The organism is Pseudomonas sp. WS 5412 (genome assembly GCF_012985615.1).
Lineage (GTDB): Bacteria > Pseudomonadota > Gammaproteobacteria > Pseudomonadales > Pseudomonadaceae > Aquipseudomonas > Aquipseudomonas shahriarae.
In genome coordinates this window covers 200671-221391 of sequence record NZ_JAARMB010000003.1, presented here as the reverse complement: position 1 = coordinate 221391, position 20721 = coordinate 200671, and the positions used below count along the sequence as shown (strand labels likewise).

Genomic DNA, 20721 nt, shown 5'->3' with positions numbered 1-20721 from the left:
TTGCGTTGTGGTTTTGCCTGTTCTTATAACTCCCGGTGATTTGCGATGTAAAGACGTCCAGCGACCATCGGCATGAGCTTGAAACCCCTGGCGGATGGGAGTACCGTCTGCGCCTTAGAAGGGCACCTCTGCTTTACCTTTGTGCGTGAGCCAAAAGCTCATGTTTTGTAGGACAGAGAGGCTAGAAAGCGAATCCAGTAGTGCGAGCCGGGCCATTGCCTGACTGCCTACGCCAACCTAATTCTGGCGCCGTTTGCCCACATGCAAAAAACCAGTGCCACGCTGCTGATAATCGATGACGACGAAGTAGTGCGCGCGAGCCTCGCGGCCTATTTGGAAGACAGTGGCTTCAGCGTCCTGCAGGCCGGCAATGGTCTTCAGGGTCTCCAGGTGTTCGAGCGCGACCAGCCCGACCTGGTGATCTGCGACCTGCGTATGCCCCAGATGGGCGGCCTTGAGCTGATCCGCCAGGTAACCGAGCTTGCTCCGCAGACGCCGGTGATTGTCGTGTCCGGTGCCGGGGTGATGAACGACGCCGTGGAAGCCTTGCGCCTGGGCGCTGCCGATTACCTGATCAAGCCCCTGGAAGATCTGGCCGTACTGGAGCACTCGGTGCGCCGGGCGCTGGATCGTGCCCGCCTGCTGCTGGAAAACCAGCGCTACCGCGAGAAGCTCGAAACCGCCAACCGTGAGCTCGAAGCCAGCCTTAACCTGCTCCAGGAAGACCAGAACGCCGGTCGCCAGGTGCAGATGAACATGCTGCCGGTGAGCCCCTGGAGCATCGACGAGTTCCAGTTCGCCCACCAGATCATCCCGTCGCTGTACCTGTCGGGGGATTTTGTCGACTACTTCCGCGTGGATGAGCGCCGGGTCGCGTTCTACCTGGCCGATGTCTCCGGGCACGGCGCATCCTCTGCATTCGTGACCGTGTTGTTGAAGTTCATGACCACACGGCTGTTGTTCGAATCCAAGCGCAACGGCACCTTGCCGGAGTTCACTCCCTCGCAAGTGCTGGGCCACATCAACCGGGGCCTGATCAGCTGCAAGCTGGGCAAGCACGTGACGATGGTGGGCGGCGTGATTGATGAAGAAACCGGTCTGTTGACCTACAGCATTGGCGGTCACCTGCCATTGCCGGTTTTATACACTCCAGACAGTGTGCGTTATCTGGAAGGGCGCGGTCTGCCGGTTGGCTTGTTCAATGAAGCCACCTATGAAGACCACATCCTGGAGCTGCCACCGGCCTTCAGCCTGACGCTGATGTCTGATGGCATCCTGGACCTTCTTCCAGAGCCTACACTCAAAGAGAAAGAAGCCGCCTTGCCCCAACGGGTCAGGTCGGCGGGCGGCAGCCTGGATGGCCTGCGGCAGGTTTTTGGATTGGCCACGCTAGGGGAGATGCCGGATGATATCGCCCTATTGGTGTTGAGCAGGAATCTTTGATGAGTACCGGAAGAATCCAATTCGCCGAGCAAGACGGGACCTTCGTCCTGAAGTTTGTCGGTGAAGTGCGCCTGACCCTGTGTTCGGCGCTGGATGCAACGATTGAGCGGATTTTCACAGCCTTGAATTTCTCGGCGATCGTGATCGATCTGACCGAAACCCGCAGCATCGATAGCACCACCCTTGGGCTGTTGGCCAAGTTGTCCATTCTGTCGCGGCAGAAGGTCGGACTGCTGCCGACCGTGGTCACCACCCACGAAGACATCACCCGGCTCTTGCAGTCGATGGGTTTCGACCAGGTGTTCAACATCGTTGACCGCCCGATCCCCTGCCCGGAATGCCTGACCGACTTGCCTTCCCAGGACCAGTCCGAGGAAGTGGTGCGGCTCAAGGTGCTGGAGGCGCACAAGATCCTGATGGGCCTGAACGAGTCCAACCGCGAAGCGTTTCACGACCTGGTCAACGCCCTGGAGCGTCACTGACCTCGCTGTGAGCACGGTCAACATGTGGGAGCTGGCTAGCTTGCGATAGCGCCAGCCCAACCAACACAAATTGAGCTACAAAAAAGGGCGGCATCCCAACGGATGCCGCCCTTTTTGCCGCCCTCGCTTTTTACAGCTTGGCGCTCAACAACGCTTCCAGCTTCTCCTGGTCCCGAGCAAACTGACGAATGCCCTCTGCCAGCTTCTCAGTGGCCATCGCGTCCTCGTTGGACTCCCAGCGGAACTGCGCCTCTGTCATATGCACACGGGGTTCACCGGCATGGCCTGGCGCCAACTTGCGCTCCAGCTTGCCATTGTCGGCCGCCAGCTTCTCCAGCAAGTCCGGGCTGATGGTCAGGCGGTCGCAACCGGCCAACTCTTCGATCTGGCTCAGGTTGCGGAAGCTCGCGCCCATCACCACCGTTTTGTAGTCATTGGCCTTGTAGTAGTTGTAGATGCGGGTTACCGACTGCACACCAGGATCATCGGCACCGGTGTAGTCGTTGCCATTGGCCTTTTTGTACCAGTCGTAGATACGACCGACAAACGGCGAAATCAGGAACACCCCGGCTTCAGCGCAGGCTACGGCCTGGGCGAAGGAGAACAACAGGGTCAGGTTGGTCTGGATGCCTTCTTTCTCCAGTTGCTCGGCGGCACGAATACCTTCCCAGGTGGATGCGATCTTGATCAGTACGCGGTCGCGGCCAATACCTGCCTTTTCGTACAGGTCGATCAGGCGATGCGCACGCTTGAGTACCGCGTCCGTGTCGAACGACAGCCGCGCATCCACCTCGGTGGAGATGCGCCCTGGCACCACCTTGAGGATCTCCTGGCCCACAGCCACCGCAAAGCGGTCACTGGCCAGGCCGACATCGCCGTTGCAATCCTGCACGCAGGCGTCCAGCAGCTTGGCGTAAGCCGGAATGGACGCGGCTTTGAGCAAAAGGGAAGGGTTGGTGGTGGCATCCTGCGGCTTGACGCGAGCGATAGCTTCAAAATCGCCAGTGTCGGCAACTACGGTGGTGAATTGCTTGAGTTGTTCCAGTTTGGAAGTCATGGGCGTGCTCTGTCCTATGGGTCTGATGACATTACCCGAGGGCCGATAGCCGCTCAAGGGCGCAAACGCGTTCGATCGTTTGCGAGGGCAATAACCTGAAAACAGTCGTTTGAATGACCGACCGTGCTGCTAGATAGGAGGGCAAAATCGCTATCAGGTTCAACCAGCAACGCGATCAGAATGTGGGAGCGAGCTTGCCCACGATAGCGATGGACCCGTCGCCGCTCCGTCAACGGCCTTCAAGCAACGCTCCGGCCTGATCCAACAACGCCAACGGATCCGCGGCCTTGTGAATGTCCACCGACAACAACTGCCGAAACCTGCGCGCCCCCGGAAACCCGGTGCCCAACCCCAACACATGCCGCGTAATGTGATGCATCGCGCCACCGGTGGCCAGGTGCTCGGCGATATACGGCCGCAACTGCGCCAACGCCTCGGCCCGACTGATCACCGGCGCCGTACTGCCAAACAACTGCTGATCCACTTCTGCCAGCAGATACGGGTTGTGGTAAGCCTCACGCCCCAGCATCACGCCATCAAACACCTGCAGATGCTCTGCGCATTGCTCCAGGGTCTTGATCCCGCCATTGAGAATAATCTCCAGCTCGGCAAAATCGCGCTTCAATTGCGCCGCCACGTCATAACGCAGCGGCGGAATGTCCCGATTCTCCTTGGGCGACAACCCCTCCAGAATCGCAATCCGCGCATGCACGGTAAAACTGGTGCAACCGGCATCCTTCACCTGCCCGACGAAATCACACAACTGGGCATAACTGTCCCGGCCATTGATCCCGATGCGATGCTTCACCGTCACCGGAATCGACACCGCATCCCGCATCGCCTTGACACAATCCGCCACCAGGGCAGGGTGCCCCATCAGGCACGCGCCGATCATATTGTTCTGCACCCGGTCGCTGGGGCAGCCGACGTTCAGGTTCACTTCGTCGTAACCGGCGGCCTCAGCCATGCGTGCGCACGCGGCCAGGTCGGCTGGAACACTGCCGCCCAGTTGGAGGGCGAGAGGATGCTCGGCTTCATTGTGACGCAGGAAGCGTTCATGGTCGCCGTGGAGAATGGCGCCGGTGGTGACCATTTCGGTGTAGAGCAGGGCGTGCTTGGAGAGCAGGCGTAGGAAGTATCTGCAATGACGGTCAGTCCAATCCATCATGGGGGCGACGGAGAAGTGACGGGAGAAAGCTTGTGTTGGAGCTGTGTGTTGGGGCATGAGGATCTGAGGTGAGCTTTGCGAAGGGGAGGCAGTTTAACAGGAATGGGTTGGCGGGGATGGGGGAGCCTCTTTGGGAGGGATTGTTGGAGTTAAATAAATCTGTCTCCTTTCCATGTTCAACGATCAGTATGTAGTCAGTGGTGGGCAGCCGATGGAGGCGTTTGTTCGCGCGATTCGGCAGATCATCCGTGAGACTAAGGCTGACCGCTGATCGTTATCTGCGGGTTTTTTCCCACTCAGTGGGAATCTGGTTTCAGTTAATGGAAAACTCGGTGCACCATGCCCGCAAGAGCATGAGGCCGATATGAACTACAACACGCCCACTGATCGCTTGCTGCAAATCCTCGTCACTCTGGGGCAATCCAGCGAGGCGATCTCCGCCAAAGAACTGTCCGAGCAACTGGCACAGCCGCTCAGCAGCACTTATCGCCATCTCAAGACCTTACTGCGCTGGGGGCTTGCCGAAGAGAACGGTCAGGGTCGCTATTTGCCAGGGCCAACCTGTTTGCAACTGGCCAAGAAATTCGACCGCGAAGCCGTGCTGGTGACCCTCGCCAAGCCGGAACTCAAGCGCCTGGCCGAGCAAAGCCAGGAAAGCGTGGCGTTAATGGTGCCCAGCAATGGCCAGGCGATTTGCATCGAGCTGGTCGATAGCCCACAACCGCTGCGTTGCTGCTACCAAAAAGGGCTGGCCCAGCCGCTGTTGGTCGGTGCATCGGCGAGAGTGCTGTTGGCCTATATGGATGAGGCGCAAAGCCTGTCGGCTCTGTTGGCGCAAGGCGTCGAAAGCGAGGAAGTCGCCACGTACCAGCGCAGTTTTGCCGATATCCGCGCTGCCGGTTATGCCGTGAGTGTGAGTGAAATCGACGACGGCATTTGGGGTATCAGCGCGCCGTTGCTCGACAGCCGCAATCGCCTGCTAGGCGCCATCAGCCTCATGGCTCCTGCCTCCCGGGCGCACACCCGCAGTGAACGCCTGATCCGCTGGACCCAGGACGCGGCCCTGCGCCTGAGTGCTCGGCTCGACTGAATTTGACTGGAGTTTCAAGCATGACTGCTGTTTCTGACATACCCCTGTGGACAGGTCGTATCGACGCTGGCGAAGGGCAGGCTGCGCTGCGCTGGCATCAATGGGTCAAGCCCTTCTGCGAGGGTCAGTCTGCGGGTGCAGCACTGATTGGGCTGGCCTGTGATGAAGGAGTCAAACGTAATCAAGGACGCACCGGCGCCCGTCTTGGCCCGTCAGCACTGCGCAAGGCGCTGGCCAACCTGGCGTGGCATGGCCGGGCGCCGCTGTATGACGCGGGCGATGTGAGTTGCACCGACAGCAACCTCGAAGGCGCGCAGCAGATTTACGCTCACCACGTCAGCTATCTGCTCAACCAGGGGCATTTGCCGTTGGGGTTGGGTGGCGGCCATGAAATCGCCTTTGCCAGCTTTAGCGGCCTGGCCGATCACCTGCGCCAGGCCACCCCGCATGCGCGGATCGGCGTTCTCAACTTTGATGCCCACTTCGATCTGCGCCATGGTGAACAAAGCAGTTCGGGTACCCCTTTTCGCCAGATAGCCGAGTACTGCCAGCGTGCACGGATGCCGTTCACCTATTGTTGCCTGGGTGTCAGCCAGTTGAACAACACCCAGGCGCTGTTTGAGCAGGCGCAGCGACTGAATGTGCGTTACCGCCTCGACCGGCAAATGAACAGCTGGGACATACCCGCCTGCGAAGCGATGATCGATGAGTTCTTGCAAGACGTCGATCACCTCTACCTGACCATCTGCCTTGATGTCCTGCCCGCCAGCCAGGCGCCCGGTGTCAGTGCGCCGTCTGCCCATGGCGTGGACATGCAGATCGTCGAGCATCTGATACGCCATGCCAAGGCCAGCGGCAAATTGCGCATGGCCGATATCGCCGAACTCAACCCCGGCCTGGATATCGACAATCGAACCGCCCGCATTGGTGCGCGTCTGCTTGCCAGCCTGATCGATTAAGTTTTTCCGTAAATCCCTGAAACCGCTTGTTGAATCATAAGAAAAAGAGAAATTCGCCATGCTGACATTCGAACTGGATGCGCTGAGCACCCTCGCTCTCGCGCTGCTCCTGCTGGGCCTGGGTGCCCAACTGAAAAAACGTAGCTACTGGCTGCGTCAACTGTGTGTACCTGCACCGGTGATTGGTGGTTTTGGTTTTGCCTTGGTGATCTGGCTGTTACGTGATCAACAGCTGCTCAACCTGACCCTCGACACCAGCCTGCAAACCCCGCTGATGGTGGCGTTTTTCACCACTGTCGGTTTGGGGGGGAGCCTGGGTTTGCTGCGCAAGGGGGGCAAATTGCTGTTTATCTACCTGGGTGCGTGCTGGGGCCTGGCGCTGGTGCAAAACGTGGTGGGTGTCAGTGTCGCCAAGCTGCTGGGCATCGATCCGTTGCTGGGCATCATGGCCGGCGCGGTGTCACTGGAAGGCGGTTTTGGTGCGGCGGCAGCTTTCGGGCCGATTGCTGAAAACCTCGGTGCGGTCGGTGCGACCACTGCAGCGCTGGCAGCTGCAACTTTTGGCATGGTGGCAGGCGGCTTGCTGGGTAGCCCGCTGGCGCGCTGGTTGATCGAGCGCAACAAACTCGTGGTCAAGGCCGAAGCCGTTGGTAGCCTCAAGGCGTTCGAAGAAGTGGTCCATACCCCGCCGCCCGCGCTGGATGCTGCCACCTTGTTGCGCTTGTTGACCTGCATTGTGGTGATCATGGTGCTGGGATTCTGGCTGGGCTCCAGCTTGCAACAGCATCTGGGTATCGTGCTGCCGAGCTATGTGGGCGCCATGTTCGTCGCGATCATCCTGCGCAACCTCAATGACCGTGCTCAGGTTATCGAGATGCCCGACCAGGCCGTCAGCACCATCGGCGATGTGTGCCTGGGCATGTTCCTGACCATGGCAATGATGAGTCTGAAGTTTTGGGAGCTGGAGAAGCTCGGCTTGCCGCTGCTGGTGATTCTGGTGGTGCAGGTGGTGATCATGATTTTGCTGTGCGTGTTCGTCCTGTTCCGCCTGTTTGGCCGCAACTACGACGCGGCAGTCTTGTGTGCGGGCTTCATGGGGCATGGGCTGGGCGCGACGCCCAATGCAGTGGCCAACATGGGCGCCATTTGTGACCATTACAAGGTGTTCTCGTACAAAGCCTTCATCATCGTGCCGCTGTGCGGTGCCGTGCTGATCGACATTGTGGCTATCCCGATGATCACCTGGTTTATCAACGCATACAGTTGAGAATCACCTGGTTGCTTCATTGCTAAAGCGCGCCGAAGCCATCGCCGGCAGGGCGGCTTCTGTGTTGTGGGAGCCGACTTGCCGGTCAGGCGCCGATTGCCCGGCGTTTGGCCAGCGGCCGGGCCACGCGCATAGACATGCAGGACCCGAGCCCCTGCCAACCAATGCGCGTCCGGAAATTTTCTTCGTTGGCTCCGGTGACTATCATCACCTCACGCTGGCGTTTATTGCCGACTTGAAAGCGCCCATCAGCTTGATCCACTTCGATAACCACCCCGATTGGGTAGGCTTTGCGCCCAAGCGGTATTGTGGTTCGTGGGTCAATCGCTCGCTGAACATGCCGGCGCTCAAGCGCATTGAACCGCCCCGGGGTTCGCGGGGATAACGAAACCCCTTCAGAGATGTGGAAATCTTTGGATAAGTCATGACTCTGTGTTTATCAACGCGGGCCGCTATCCGTAAGGCCTAAACAACCTGACAGTGCCCCTGGAACACCTGATGGTGGATGACAGCATAGTGCGCGTTCATCAGCATGGTGCGGCAAAAAACCATGTCAGGACGCCGAAGCCATGGGCAAGTCCAGAGGCGGACTGAGCACCAGGATTCATGCTGCCGTCAATGCCCTGGGGAACCCGGTACGCCTGCTGCTGACGCCCGTACAAGGCTCTGAATATGGCCAAGCCGACGCGCTGATCGAAGGTTTACAAGGTTATGACTCCGATGCCTTCGTGGAGTTGATACAGCGCAATGGGGCTGATGCCGTCATCCCCTCAAGAGGGAATCGTCTGACGCCCCGAAAGCTGGATCGACCTACCTACAAGGCACGTAATCTGGTGGAGCTTTTTTCTGGGGAGAGTACGGTTCCGGTGCCTTCCCACATCACTCGACGCGCCCCGGCAACATCCCCGCCAGTACCTTGTCCTTATCAACAAAATGATGCTTCAGCGCCACCATCACATGCCCACCTACCAGAGCGCCGCATAACCACGCGCTGTAGGTGTGAATCGCTTTTGCCAGGTCATAGAGGCTTTTATCCGGCTCCACCAGCGGTGGCAGCAGGAATAGGCCCGCCACCAGGATGGGTTTGTCAGCCACCGAGCTCCAGTACCAGCCGGATATCGGCAATCCGAGCAGTGCCACGATGTACAGCAACAAGTGGCCAATAAACGCTGCACGCTTGAGCAGTGGTGTCATCGTATCGGGCATCGCCGGTGCTGCATGGGTCAGGCGCCAGGCGATGCGCAGGACGATAAGCAATAGCAGGGTGCTAGCCATCGCTTTGTGTAAAAACGTGAGTTGATGCTGCGGGTTGAATTCATCGCGCCAGTGAACGGCGACAATTCCCACCAGCCAGGCGGCAATCCAGATGAGTGCCATGCCCCAGTGCAGCCATTTTGCGGTGGCCGTATAGCTTTTTGTCTCTGTCATCTGGATGCGCGCCTGTGTTTTGGGTAGGCGCGATTATCGACAATTGGGCAGGGCGGAAAACCGTAAAAACTCGATGATTCCCATCGGCTTTTCTGATTTTCAGCATTTCTCTCCATCCTGCCGGGACTACAAACGCCGGGTCACAGGATGCCCTATTCCTCCGGTGGCGCTGAACCTGTCGCGAAGACGACCACCAAGTCCAGAACAGACGCCCGATCCCGCCGGAGCATGATATTCTGCGCGCCATCTTGGTCTATCCTTTCTCTGGTACGCACTCCCGAATGCGTACCGGCAGAGAGCTGTCGCCGAGGTAGCTGAAGCCAATAATGATAAAAAGTCAGCGCAGAAGGGACATAAAAGTGAGGTCGATACGTCGGCCTTGTGTGCCCACCCTGCAGTTCTTGCGAGTACGGGACCCAGCCAGACATTGCCTGATGTTTGGCGTACTACGGTTGCCGGAAGGTCAAGGACGGTAGGGCGGAAGGCGTTTTATCATAGGTGCTACGATGTTTAAAAAAGTGAACACTGCCCTGCTGGGGCTGGCTTTGTCGATAGGGATTACTTCCGTCCAGGCGGAAGAGGCAAAGAAAGTTGATGTGCTATTGATCGGCGGCGGCATCATGAGCGCGACCCTGGGTGTGTGGCTCAATGAGCTGCAGCCGGATTGGTCGATGGAGATGGTTGAGCGCCTGGACGGTGTCGCCGAAGAAAGCTCCAACGGTTGGAACAATGCCGGTACCGGTCACTCGGCCCTGGCTGAGCTGAACTACACCCCGGAAAACAAGGACGGCACCGTTGAGATCCCGAAAGCGGTCGAGATCAACGAAGCGTTCCAGATCTCCCGCCAGTTCTGGTCGTGGCAGGTTCAGCAAGGCGTTCTGAAGAACCCGCGCTCGTTCATCAACTCCACTCCGCACATGAGCTTTGTGTGGGGCGATGACAACATCAAGTTCCTGAAAAAGCGTTACGAAGCGCTGCAGGCGAGCCCGCTGTTTGCTGGCATGGAATACTCCGAAGATCCGGTACAGATCAAGAAGTGGGTTCCGCTGATGATGGAAGGGCGTGACCCGAACCAGAAAATCGCTGCGACCTGGTCTCCGATTGGCACTGACGTGAACTTCGGCGAGATTACCCGCCAGTTCGTCGCTCACTTGCAGACCACGCCCAAGTTCGACCTGAAACTGTCGAGCGAAGTGCAGGACATCACCAAGAACGCCGACGGTTCGTGGCGCGTCAGCTACAAAAACCTGAAAGACGGTACCAAGACCGAGACCGACGCCAAGTTCGTGTTTATCGGCGCGGGCGGCGGTGCCCTGCACCTGCTGCAAAAGTCGGGCATTCCTGAAGCCAAGGAATACGCCGGCTTCCCGGTGGGTGGTTCGTTCCTGGTGACCGAGAACCCAACGATTGCCGAGCAACACCTGGCCAAGGCCTACGGCAAGGCATCGGTTGGCGCGCCACCGATGTCGGTTCCGCACCTGGACACCCGCGTGCTGGATGGCAAGCGCGTGATCCTGTTTGGCCCATTCGCGACCTTCTCCACCAAGTTCCTCAAAGAAGGCTCGTACCTGGACCTGCTGACCAGCACCACCACCCACAACATCTGGCCAATGACCAAAGTCGGTATTCGTGAATACCCACTGGTCGAGTACCTCGCCGGCCAGTTGATGCAGTCGGATGACGACCGCTTCAAGGCGCTGCAAGAGTACTTCCCGAACGCCAAGAAAGAAGACTGGCGCCTGTGGCAAGCCGGTCAGCGTGTGCAGATCATCAAGCGTGACGAAGAGCAGGGCGGCGTCCTGAAACTCGGTACCGAAGTGGTCAGCTCCGCCGACAACACCATCGCCGGCCTGTTGGGTGCGTCGCCAGGTGCGTCCACCGCAGCGCCGATCATGCTGACGGTGCTGGAAAAAGTGTTCAAGGACAAGGTCGCTACCCCGGCCTGGCAGGAGAAGCTTAAGCAGATCGTGCCGAGCTATGGCACCAAGCTGAACGGCAGCCCTGAGCGCGTTGCGCAAGAATGGGCCTACACCGCCAAGGTGTTGCAACTGACGCCTCCGCCAGCCATGCCGCAAATGGCTGCTCCACAGGCGACCGAGGCTGCCAAGCCTGCGGCCGAGCCGAGCAAGCCGGCGGCTGACATTGCGCTGTAAGCGGTTGACGCAGTCCTGAGACAGGATTGAATCGACAGTTAAAAACCCGCTGAACCGGTAACGGTCAGCGGGTTTTTTGATTGTAGCTATTCGGTCTGCTCAAAAGGGCCGAATACTGAACCCTTTTTTGATCTGCTCATGTAGGTGCAATGCCAGATGATTAGCGCTATCAGAAAGTAAATAAAGCTGATGCGGCGGCAGCCCAGGTAACTGTATTCCGGGGATGAGTTTGGTCAGCCCGGTGGGTTTGAAGAGGCAGGCGATGGTGCGTGCGTCGTAAACATCATGCCCAGGTCGCTTGGATAGGGTTCTTCAGGTCGGTTTTTTGGTTCCCAGTAGCCGCACTTCCTTGAGCAACGCCGCGCCCAATTGCTCCGTTCCCAGTTCCTTGTACCCAACCGCCTTGATCTCACCGTTCTCTTCCGCCTGGATGATGATCACCGGCGTTTCCTTGCCTGTGCCCACTTCGACGTGCATGGCGTATTGGGGGATCTCCAGCTTGATGGGCGTGCCTGCCGCCTTGCCTTTCACATTGATCAGAAACGCCGCACAGCCATTGTCGACATCGTCGTTGGTGGCCGACCGGCCGCTGACGAAACAGGTCTCTGGAAGGTCCGGCCAGGCAATGGTTTCTGCCAGGGCGAGGGTGGGTGTCAGGAGCAGGGCTGCGAGCAGAAGCGTGCGCACGTTGGGCGGTCTCTCAAGGGGCAGTGGAATACAGGTTTTACCAAAGCAGGTCCGTTGCAGCAACGCCAGGATTCAGCCCAGGCGACGCATGCCGACGGCTTTCGCGGCATCGATATCAAAGGTGGCGGTGTATTCGCACCCGGCAGCGTGGGCACAGCGTTCGATCAAACAGTCGGCGAAGTCAGCCTTGGTCGTGGTAAATCGGCGCACGGCCTGCCAGATGAGTTCGGCATGTTCGATGATCAGTTCACGGGTGCGCAGCAGGGTTTCCAGAACCGCCACCAGTTGCGTCTTGGTGCATTGGTAGCAGCTCTGTAATACCCATACCAGCTCCACGACCGAGACCAGGCTGACGAAGCCCGGTGAAACAAGGGTCAGGGATTCGATCAGGTTCGAGGCCGTGGCCGATTGAACCGGATCGTCCTGAGTGACATAGCGCACCAGCACATTGGTATCCAGGCCAATCATCCCGCTTTCGCTCCCTGCGCGGCGATGGCCTGGTTCATTTGTTCAATGCTGACGGCCTTGGCGGGCTTGCGGATCAGGCCCTTGAGGTCCTGGACGCTGTGGTTGGCAGCGATAATGGCAAACTTGCCATCTTCCATTTCGACAAACTCCACCCGGTCTCCGGTGTCCAGGCCCAACGCGCTGCGGACTTGAACGGGGATGGTGATTTGCCCTTTTGAGGTGAGTGTGGCGGTGGCCATAATGAAGATCTCCATCGGGATATTCCTTACCTTAGGGTAAGGAATAATGGAGGACAAGATCCGTTGGTCCATAGGTCGCTCTGCTGGTAGGTGTCGGTGGTCGGAATAGATAAAACCCTAGTCCGCTTTCGCTCCCTCGACACCCCTCAGATGGCTCTAAAGCAATACAACCTATGACCTGGCAATCTGCCTTATTGCACCACGCGATAGCACGGCACATACGCCGCGCCGCCAGGCAGTTTCATCCGGTGCTGCTCCACAAACGCCTTCAACAGCTCATCCAGTGGTTTCATGATGGTCGGGTCGCCGTGGATCTCGTACGGGCCGTTCTGTTCGATCAGGCGGATACCCTTGTCCTTGACGTTACCCGCCACGATCCCCGAGAACGCCCGGCGCAGGTTGGCCGCCAGTTCATGGGGCGGCAGGGCATGGTTCAACTGCAGGCTGGCCATGTTGGCATGGGTCGGGTCGAACGGACGCTGGAAGCCTTCGTCGATCTTCAGCAGCCAGTTGAAGTGGAAGGCGTCGTTGCGCTCGCGGCGGAACTGTTTGACGTCCTTCAGGCCAGCGGTCATCTGCCGGGCGACTTCGGCGGGGTCATCAATGATGATCTGGTAGTGGGCCTGGGCCGCTTCACCCAGGGTCGCGCCGACAAACGCATGCAGCTGTTGCAGGTACGGCGCCGCCTGTTTGGGCCCGGTGAGGATGACCGGGAAGGGCACGTCACGGTTGTCCGGGTGCATCAGGATGCCCAGCAGGTACAGGAACTCTTCAGCCGTACCGGCGCCGCCGGGGAAGATGATGATGCCGTGCCCGACACGCACGAAGGCTTCCAGGCGTTTTTCGATATCCGGCAGGATCACCAGTTCGTTGACGATCGGGTTCGGCGCTTCGGCGGCGATGATGCCCGGCTCGGTGAGGCCCAGGTAGCGCCCGCCGGTGATGCGTTGCTTGGCGTGGGAAATGGTCGCGCCCTTCATCGGACCTTTCATCACGCCCGGGCCGCAACCGGTGCACACGTCGAGGCTGCGCAGACCCAGTTCGTGCCCGACTTTCTTGGTGTATTTGTATTCTTCGGTATTGATCGAGTGCCCGCCCCAGCACACCACGATCTTCGGCTCGACACCCGGGCGCAAGGTACGCGCGTTGCGCAACAGGTGGAACACGTAGTCGGTGATGCCCTGGGAGGTGCTCAGGTCGATGCGTTGGCTATCGAGTTCGTTTTCGGTGTAGACAATGTCGCGCAGGGCGCTGAACAGCATTTCCCGGGTGCTGGCGATCATTTCGCCATCTACGAACGCGTCGGCTGGCGCGTTCAACAGCTCCAGGCGCACGCCGCGATCCTGTTGATGGATGCGGACTTCGAAGTCCTTGTAGGCGTCGAGGATGGTCTTGGCGTTGTCGATATGGGCGCCGGTATTGAGGATGGCCAGGGCGCACTGGCGGAAAAGCGTATAGATGCTGCCGGAGCCGGCTTCGCTCAGTTGCTGGACTTCACGTTGTGACAGCGTTTCGAGACTGCCCTTGGGGCTGACGGAGGCATTGATGACTTGGCGTTGAGGCATTCTTATTCCCTGAAAGCGCAGCCACCGGGCGATGGACAGCCAGTGGCTTGAGGATGACGAGCGCCGAATACGGTCGCACAGGACGGGCATTTTCCCTGCCCTAAAGGCAGGACGCAAACTCTGTCCTACCTCATCATGCCGCAGAACTTGCTGAATTCGCGCCCTTGTCGGAAAAATATAGTGCCTTTGGCCGGTGTGGATTGGATTTTGCGAACAGAAGAATTGCGACTATCGTGACGCTTCGGTTTTTCGGACGTCATAGACCAGTACGATTGACGCCGTAATGGCCACCATTGGCCATCGGCACCTTGGAAGAGGCAGAAATTTTATGATCATCAAACCGCGGGTTCGTGGCTTTATCTGTGTGACCGCCCACCCTGTTGGCTGCGAAGCGAACGTCAAAGAGCAGATCGACTATGTGACCGAACACGGTGCCATCGAAGGTGGCCCGAAGAAAGTCCTGGTGCTCGGTGCGTCCACCGGTTACGGCCTGGCTGCGCGTATCAGTGCCGCGTTTGGTTGTGGCGCCGACACCCTTGGCGTGTTTTTTGAAAAAGAAGGCGAAGAAGGCAAGCTCAGCTCTGCCGGCTGGTACAACAGCGCCGCTTTCCACAAGTTTGCCGCCGAAAAAGGCCTGTACGCCAAGAGCATCAATGGCGATGCGTTCTCTGACGAGATCAAGCGCCTGACCATCGAAACCATCAAGAAAGACCTGGGCAAGATCGACCTGGTGGTCTACAGCCTGGCCGCGCCGCGCCGTACTGACCCGCAGGGCGTGGTGCACAACTCCACCCTCAAGCCGATCGGCAAGGCTGTGACCCTGCGCGGGATCAACACCGACAAGGGCGTTGTGGTCGACACCACCCTGGAGCCGGCGACCCAGGAAGAAATCGACGGCACCGTCAAAGTGATGGGCGGCGAAGACTGGCAGCTGTGGATCGACGCCCTGCGTGACGCCGACGTGCTGGCCGAAGGCGCCAAGACCACCGCGTTCACCTACCTGGGCGAAAAACTGACCCAGGATATTTACTGGAACGGCTCCATCGGCGAGGCCAAGAAAGACCTCGACAAGAAAGTCCTGACCCTGCGCGACAACCTCGCCGCACTTAAGGGCGATGCCCGCGTCTCGGTGCTCAAGGCCGTGGTTACCCAGGCCAGTTCGGCGATCCCGATCATGCCGTTGTACCTGTCGCTGCTGTTCAAGGTGATGAAAGAGCAGGGCACCCACGAAGGCTGCATCGAGCAGGTCTACGGTCTGTTCAAGGACAGCCTGTACGGCAGCGAGCCGAAGCTTGACGCCGATGGCCGCCTGCGTGCCGACCTGGCGGAGCTGGAACCGAAAGTCCAGGACTCCGTGGCGGCGCTGTGGAACCAGGTGACCGATGACAACGTCAACGAAATCAGCGATTTTGCCGGCTACAAGGCAGAGTTCCTGCGCCTGTTCGGTTTCGAGATTGATGGCGTGGATTACGACGCGGACGTCAATCCGACCGTGAAGATTGAAGGTCTGGTTCAGGCTTAAGCTCTAACAAACGAAGCGAAACCCTTGTGGGAGCTGTCGAGCCCCGGCGAGGCTGCGATAGCGGTGGTTCAGGCAACATAATGTTGCAGTGCCGCCGCTATCGCAGCCTCGCCGGGGCTCGACAGCTCCCACATTTGCTTCATGCTGGGTGTTCCAGTGACCACACTCGGCTAACGGAGGATCTTCATGACGATTCGTGCAGTAGTTTTTGATTTCGGCGGTGTTCTGTTTGATTGGAGCCCGCAGCATCTGTACCGCAAACTGATTACCGGTGACGAGGAGCGCCAATGGTTCCTCGAGAACATCTGTACCCAGGCCTGGAACACCGAACAGGACGCTGGGCGCACCCTGGCTGAAGCCACCCACAGCCTGATCGCCGAACACCCGCAACATGAGGCCCTGATCCGGGCCTACTACGACCGCTGGCATGAAATGCTGCGCGGCCCGCTCGCCGACGGCGTAGCGATTCTTGAAGACCTGCATGAGGCTAAAGTGCCGCTGTTCGGCTTGACCAACTGGTCCGCTGAAACCTTCCCCTATGCTCGTGCCAACTACCCCTTCCTGAAGTACTTTCGCAATATCGTGGTGTCCGGCGAGGTAAAGCTGATCAAGCCCGACCCTGCGATCTACCGCGCCAGCCTTGACCAGGTGCGCGCCCATTTGCCGGATATCCGCCCCGAAGAACTGGTGTTTATCGACGATGTGGCTGAAAACGCCCACGCTGCCAGTGCTGTGGGCTGGCGGGGTATTCATCATGTATCACCCGAGCAGACCCGCGGTGAGCTGAAGGCCCTGGGGGTGAATTTCTAACGCGCCCATTGTTCGATCACGAAGTCGACGAAGGCCCGCAGCTTGGGCAGGCGGTAGCGGTCCTGTGCATATAGAAGGTGCATGGAGCGCGAAGGTGACTGATAACCTGGCAGTAGCGCCACCAGTCGGCCCGCCAGCAGGTCGGCGGCCACCAGGGCGTCGGGTAGCATCACGATGCCCATGCCTTCGACGGCCGCGCGCTGCAGGGCCTGGGAGCTGTTGATGGTCATGGGCCCGGACACGGCGACTTCGACTTCACCCTCGGCCCCCCGTAGGCGCCAGAGCTTGTCGGCGTTGCGCCAGTCATCGGTCGATGGGTAGGCGAACGCCAGGCAGTCGTGGTTCTGCAAGTCCATGGGTTGCTGGGGTGTACCCCGGCGCGCCAGATAATCCGGCGATGCGCACAGGGTCATGGTGTAGTCCTGCAAGGGCCGGGCGATCAGGCTCGAAGGTTGCAGCTCACCCAGGCGGATCGCGACGTCGAAGCCACTGTCGATCAGGTCCATCGTTTGATTGCTCAACACCACGTACAGCTGGATCAGCGGGTAGCGGCGGGAAAACTCACTGAGCGCCGGTGCCAGGCGCTCGGCCCCGAACGCGGGCGGTGCGGTGATGCGCAGCAACCCTTGGGGCGCTTCGCGGTGGACCTGTTCCGCCAATTGCTCGGAGTTGGCCACCAGCCCCAGGACTTCCAGGCAGCGCTGGTAATACAGGCCGCCGAACTCGGTCAGGCTTTGCTTGCGGGTCGTGCGCTTGAGCAGGCTGACGCCGAGGCGTTGTTCCAGGGCGCGCAGGTGGTTGCCGACCATGGTCGTAGACAGGCCGCAGACCTGGGCGGCTGCGGTCATGCTGCCGGTTTCTACCACTTTGACGTAGACGCTCATTGCCTGGAACAGGTCCATTATCAAGTCCTGATTTAAAGTCATTGCAGGTGTGCGCAGTTTATCCAGCTTGAGTGGCTAACGATACTAAGGCCATGACCTTGATGGAGCCCGATGCCATGACCGCCGCTTGCCTGATGACCACCTATCAACCTCTGGCCCTGAGCTTTGCCCGTGGCTTGGGCACCCGCCTGTGGGACCAGCAAGGCCGTGAATACCTTGACGCGGTGGCCGGGGTTGCCGTGACCAATGTCGGTCACTCCCACCCGCGGCTGGTGACGGCAATCAGCGAGCAAGCCGGGTTGCTGTTGCATACCTCCAACTTGTACGGCATCGACTGGCAGCAAAGGCTGGCCCAACGTTTGGCCCGGCTATCCGGCCTGGATCAGGCGTTTTTCAACAATTCTGGCGCCGAGGCCAATGAAACCGCGTTGAAACTGGCGCGCCTGCACGGTTGGAAAAAAGGCATCGAGCAGCCGCTGGTGGTGGTCATGGAGAACGCCTTCCACGGCCGCACCCTGGGCACCATGGCCGCCAGTGACGGGCCATCGGTGCGCCTGGGGTTCCAGCGTTTGCCGGGGGATTTCATCAAGGTCGGCTTTGGCGACCTGACGGCATTGGACGCAGTGACCCGTGAGTTTGGCGCCCGGATAGTCGCGGTATTGCTGGAGCCGATCCAGGGTGAAAGTGGCGTGCAACTGGCCCCGCCGGGCTATCTGAAAGCCTTGCGCGCCCACTGCAGCCAGCACGGTTGGTTATTGATGCTCGATGAGATCCAGACCGGCATTGGCCGTACCGGCACCTGGTTTGCCTTCCAGCAGGAGGGGATTGTCCCGGACGTCATGACCCTGGCCAAAGGCTTGGGCAACGGCATTCCGATTGGCGCCTGCCTGGCCCGTGCCTCGGTGGCCAAGCTCTTCACCCCAGGCAGCCATGGCAGCACCTTTGGCGGTAACCCGCTGGCGTGCCGGGTGGGCTGCACGGTGCTGGATATCATCGAGGAACAAGGTTTGCTGGAGAACGCCGCACGCCAGGGCGAGCGGCTGCTGGCGCGGCTGCGAGTGGAATTGAGTGAGCATCCGCAGGTGCTGGCGATCCGTGGTCGTGGCCTGATGATCGGCATTGAACTGGCCACGCCGCAGCGCGACCTGGCCGAACGGGCCGCACGGGAGCAGGGGTTGTTGCTCAACGTTACGCGGGGCAAGGTCATTCGCCTGCTGCCGCCCCTGACCCTGGACAGCAAGGAAGTGGAGATGATTGTGCGGGCCATCGCTCGGTTACTGTGAAGCGGGTCCGTTCAGCCACTCCTGGTTCAGCGTCTGGCTATCCCCCAGGTAGTCCAGGAGCCAGGCCATGGCGGGTGACAGTTTGTTCTGCGCCCAGGCCACGCAGGACGGGCTGGCCGGGAAGGGCCGGGACAGTTGCAGGGCCGCCAGTTCACCGCTGTCGATCAATGGCTGCACCAGGTGCGCCGGCACCATGCCGACGCACAACCCGTCCTGCAGGCAATCCATGGCCGATGCCCAGTTGGGGACCACCAGGCGCCGCTGGTTATCCAGGGTCCAGGTGTCGCGCTTGGGCAGGTTGCGCGAAGTGTCGGTCATGCACAGCGACGCAAAGGGTCGCAGTTGATCGTCACTGAGCAAACCGTCGAGCTGGGCCAACGGATGCCGGGCGCTGACCACGCACAGCCAGTTCAACAAGCCCATATCACGAAATGTGAAGTGGCTGGCCACCGGCACCGCGCTGGTGGCGCCGATCACGATATCGGTGCGCTCGTCCGCCAGGGCGTCCCACACCCCGTTGTACACCTCGTACTCCAGCAGCAACTCCACTTCCGGGAACTGGCGATAGAAGTCCAGCACCAGTTGCCGGCAACGCTGCTGTTTGACGATGGAGTCCACCGCCACCTTCAGCTGGCCGCTCCAGCCATTGGCCACCTGCTGGCACAGCCGGCGGGTACCGAGCATGGTTTTCATCACGCCACGGGCTTCGTCGATAAACAGGCGACCGGCGGGAGTCAGTTCTACATCGCGGTGGCGGCGGATAAACAGCGGCACTGCCAGCCATTCCTCGATTTGCCGCACGGTGTAGCTGATGGCCGAGGGTACGCGGTGCAGTTCCTGGGCGGCAGCGCTGAAGCTACCGTGACGGGCCACGGCGTCCACCACATCCAGGGAGTATTCGGACCACATGGGGGTTGCCTTCAAAAATATTGATAAGAGCGTCCAATTATTATCGCTTCACAGGGCAACTACCAGCTTCATAATAGGCGCCAGTCAGCAAATTGTTTGATGGCAGTACTTACAAGGCTTCAATGAAAAATTCTTTTGGTTTTACCTGGTACCTGGCGGGGCTGAGCATGCTCGGTTATCTGGCCATGGATATGTACTTGCCCGCGTTCGGCGCCATGGGCGAACACCTGCAAATTTCCCCCGGTGCGGTGGGGGCCAGCTTGAGTATCTTCCTCGCCGGTTTTGCCGTGGGGCAACTGCTCTGGGGGCCGCTGTCGGACCGCCTGGGGCGCAAGCCGATCCTGCTGGCCGGCCTGAGCCTGTTTGTGCTCGGCTGCCTGGGGATGTTTTGGGTCGAGACCGCGCCGCAACTGCTGGCGTTGCGTTTTGTACAGTCGATTGGGGTGTGCAGCGCCGCAGTCAGTTGGCAGGCGCTGGTGATTGACCGGTACCCGGCCGACAAGGCGCACCGAGTGTTTGCCAGTATCATGCCGCTAATGTCCCTGTCACCGGCGCTGGCACCGTTGTTGGGGGCGGTGGTGTTGAATCACTGGGGCTGGCAGGCGATCTTTGCCGTGTTGCTGGCCGTCTCGCTGTTACTGCTGTTGCCGACTCTGTTCCTCAAGCCGATGCCCAAGCGCCTGGCCACTGATGGCGAACAGTCGCGGCTGGGTTACGGGCAATTGTTCAAGTCGCGGGTGTTTACCGGCAATGTGATGATATTCGCCGCGTGCTCCGCCAGCTTCTTCGCCTGGCTCACGGCCTCGCCGTTTATTCTCGGTGGCATGGGCTACAGCCCCAATGACATCGGCCTGAGTTATGTGCTGCCGACCCTGGCGTTTCTGGTGGGCGGCTACAGCTGCCGCAGTGCCCTGCAACGGTTCCAGGGCAAACTCCTGTTGCCGTGGTTGCTGGTGGCCTATTGCGTGAGCATGGTGGCGTTGTATCTGGTCGCGACCTTGACGGTTCCGACGTTGACCACCTTGCTGATTCCGTTCTGCCTGATGGCCCTGGTCAACGGCGCCAGCTATCCGATTGTGGTGGCGAATGCGCTGATGCCGTTTTCGGAAAACTCCGGCAAGGCCGCCGCCCTGCAAAACACCCTGCAACTGGGCTTGTGCTTTGTCGCCAGCCTGCTGGTGTCATCCTTGCTGGAGCAGCCGTTGCTGGTCACGGTGATCGTGATGCTGGCGACCGCGCCGCTGGCGGTGCTGGGTTACTGGCTGGCGCGGACCAAGGCGGATGAGTCGCAGATGGCGCCGGCCTAG

Annotated in this window: 19 protein-coding genes and 3 pseudogenes; 13 read left to right on the top strand and 9 right to left on the bottom strand. The window is 59.7% G+C overall.

All coding sequences use genetic code 11. The features are described from left to right. The first annotated feature begins 261 nt into the window (after positions 1-261). Positions 262-1443 carry a two-component system response regulator RssB gene (rssB, locus tag HBR94_RS06075; protein WP_032863287.1) on the top strand — a complete coding sequence of 394 codons (1182 nt, stop codon included), beginning with the start codon at positions 262-264 and terminating at the stop codon, positions 1441-1443. After that, positions 1443-1925: an anti-sigma factor antagonist RssC gene (gene rssC / locus HBR94_RS06070; protein ID WP_029293846.1), complete on the top strand. Its 483-nt coding sequence runs from the start codon at positions 1443-1445 to the stop codon at positions 1923-1925. Before rssB ends, rssC begins: the two co-directional genes overlap by 1 nt. Before the next feature lie 130 nt (positions 1926-2055). Here the strand turns inward: rssC and tal are convergent, their stop codons facing one another. Further along, complete coding sequence (gene tal / locus HBR94_RS06065) at positions 2056-2982, bottom strand: transaldolase (protein ID WP_057438541.1); 927 nt, start codon at positions 2980-2982, stop codon at positions 2056-2058. Positions 2983-3211: 229 nt separating this feature from the next. Beyond that, complete coding sequence (dusA, locus tag HBR94_RS06060) at positions 3212-4207, bottom strand: tRNA dihydrouridine(20/20a) synthase DusA (RefSeq protein ID WP_170044381.1); 996 nt, start codon at positions 4205-4207, stop codon at positions 3212-3214. A 118-nt stretch (positions 4208-4325) separates the two neighbouring features. Between dusA and HBR94_RS28575 the strand changes: the two are divergent. The 6 genes and pseudogenes from HBR94_RS28575 to HBR94_RS28935 all read left to right on the top strand — a co-directional run. Next, a pseudogene (locus HBR94_RS28575) lies at positions 4326-4421 on the top strand (disulfide bond formation protein DsbA); the annotation flags it as partial. A 93-nt stretch (positions 4422-4514) separates the two neighbouring features. Continuing rightward, positions 4515-5240 (top strand): IclR family transcriptional regulator, encoded by a 726-nt coding sequence (locus HBR94_RS06055; protein ID WP_057438547.1) that lies wholly within the window; start codon positions 4515-4517, stop codon positions 5238-5240. Positions 5241-5260: 20 nt separating this feature from the next. Further along, positions 5261-6199 (top strand): formimidoylglutamase, encoded by a 939-nt coding sequence (hutG, locus tag HBR94_RS06050; RefSeq protein WP_170044380.1) that lies wholly within the window; start codon positions 5261-5263, stop codon positions 6197-6199. Positions 6200-6257: 58 nt separating this feature from the next. Next, positions 6258-7466 carry a sodium/glutamate symporter gene (gene gltS, locus HBR94_RS06045; protein ID WP_170044379.1) on the top strand — a complete coding sequence of 403 codons (1209 nt, stop codon included), beginning with the start codon at positions 6258-6260 and terminating at the stop codon, positions 7464-7466. Between the two features lie 59 nt (positions 7467-7525). After that, positions 7526-7824, top strand: a pseudogene (locus HBR94_RS28570) (arginase); the annotation flags it as partial. Positions 7825-7955: 131 nt separating this feature from the next. Then, a pseudogene (locus HBR94_RS28935) lies at positions 7956-8170 on the top strand (IS5/IS1182 family transposase); the annotation flags it as partial. Positions 8171-8345: 175 nt separating this feature from the next. On the opposite strand, the gene HBR94_RS06040 reads toward HBR94_RS28935, so the two are convergent. Further along, positions 8346-8894 carry a cytochrome b gene (locus HBR94_RS06040; protein ID WP_057438550.1) on the bottom strand — a complete coding sequence of 183 codons (549 nt, stop codon included), beginning with the start codon at positions 8892-8894 and terminating at the stop codon, positions 8346-8348. 506 nt (positions 8895-9400) lie between these two features. Here HBR94_RS06040 and mqo point away from each other — a divergent pair. Further along, positions 9401-11047, top strand: coding sequence for a malate dehydrogenase (quinone) (mqo, locus tag HBR94_RS06035; RefSeq protein WP_170044378.1), 1647 nt, complete (start codon positions 9401-9403; stop codon positions 11045-11047). Positions 11048-11359: 312 nt separating this feature from the next. Here the strand turns inward: mqo and HBR94_RS06030 are convergent, their stop codons facing one another. From HBR94_RS06030 to ppnN, 4 genes are all read right to left on the bottom strand, one after another. Further along, the gene (locus tag HBR94_RS06030; RefSeq protein WP_170044377.1) at positions 11360-11734 is read right to left on the bottom strand and encodes a hypothetical protein; all 375 of its coding nucleotides are present in this window, start codon (positions 11732-11734) and stop codon (positions 11360-11362) included. A gap of 72 nt (positions 11735-11806) precedes the next feature. After that, positions 11807-12202, bottom strand: a complete 396-nt coding sequence (locus tag HBR94_RS06025) for a type II toxin-antitoxin system VapC family toxin (protein ID WP_170044376.1) — start codon at positions 12200-12202, stop codon at positions 11807-11809. Next, positions 12199-12456: an AbrB/MazE/SpoVT family DNA-binding domain-containing protein gene (locus tag HBR94_RS06020; RefSeq protein ID WP_057438553.1), complete on the bottom strand. Its 258-nt coding sequence runs from the start codon at positions 12454-12456 to the stop codon at positions 12199-12201. Before HBR94_RS06020 ends, HBR94_RS06025 begins: the two co-directional genes overlap by 4 nt. Positions 12457-12632: 176 nt before the next feature. Beyond that, the gene (ppnN, locus tag HBR94_RS06015; protein WP_169960249.1) at positions 12633-14006 is read right to left on the bottom strand and encodes a nucleotide 5'-monophosphate nucleosidase PpnN; all 1374 of its coding nucleotides are present in this window, start codon (positions 14004-14006) and stop codon (positions 12633-12635) included. Positions 14007-14334: 328 nt separating this feature from the next. On the opposite strand from ppnN, the gene fabV reads away from it, so the two are divergent. Both fabV and HBR94_RS06005 read left to right on the top strand, forming a co-directional pair. Beyond that, positions 14335-15528 carry an enoyl-ACP reductase FabV gene (fabV, locus tag HBR94_RS06010; protein ID WP_169960248.1) on the top strand — a complete coding sequence of 398 codons (1194 nt, stop codon included), beginning with the start codon at positions 14335-14337 and terminating at the stop codon, positions 15526-15528. A gap of 186 nt (positions 15529-15714) precedes the next feature. Next, positions 15715-16338 (top strand): HAD family phosphatase, encoded by a 624-nt coding sequence (locus HBR94_RS06005; RefSeq protein ID WP_169960247.1) that lies wholly within the window; start codon positions 15715-15717, stop codon positions 16336-16338. Here HBR94_RS06005 and HBR94_RS06000 read toward each other — a convergent pair. Beyond that, complete coding sequence (locus HBR94_RS06000; protein WP_057438556.1) at positions 16335-17240, bottom strand: LysR family transcriptional regulator; 906 nt, start codon at positions 17238-17240, stop codon at positions 16335-16337. The two genes, HBR94_RS06005 and HBR94_RS06000, sit on opposite strands and share 4 nt — an antisense overlap. Positions 17241-17338: 98 nt before the next feature. Here HBR94_RS06000 and HBR94_RS05995 point away from each other — a divergent pair, with 98 nt between their 5' ends. Further along, complete coding sequence (locus HBR94_RS05995) at positions 17339-18505, top strand: aspartate aminotransferase family protein (protein WP_128592933.1); 1167 nt, start codon at positions 17339-17341, stop codon at positions 18503-18505. On the opposite strand, the gene punR is transcribed toward HBR94_RS05995, so the two are convergent. Then, positions 18497-19414 (bottom strand): DNA-binding transcriptional activator PunR, encoded by a 918-nt coding sequence (punR, locus tag HBR94_RS05990; protein WP_057438557.1) that lies wholly within the window; start codon positions 19412-19414, stop codon positions 18497-18499. The two genes, HBR94_RS05995 and punR, sit on opposite strands and share 9 nt — an antisense overlap. Positions 19415-19536: 122 nt before the next feature. Here punR and punC point away from each other — a divergent pair, with 122 nt between their 5' ends. Then, on the top strand, positions 19537-20721 hold the full coding sequence (gene punC, locus HBR94_RS05985) for a purine nucleoside transporter PunC (protein ID WP_057438558.1): 1185 nt from the start codon (positions 19537-19539) through the stop codon (positions 20719-20721).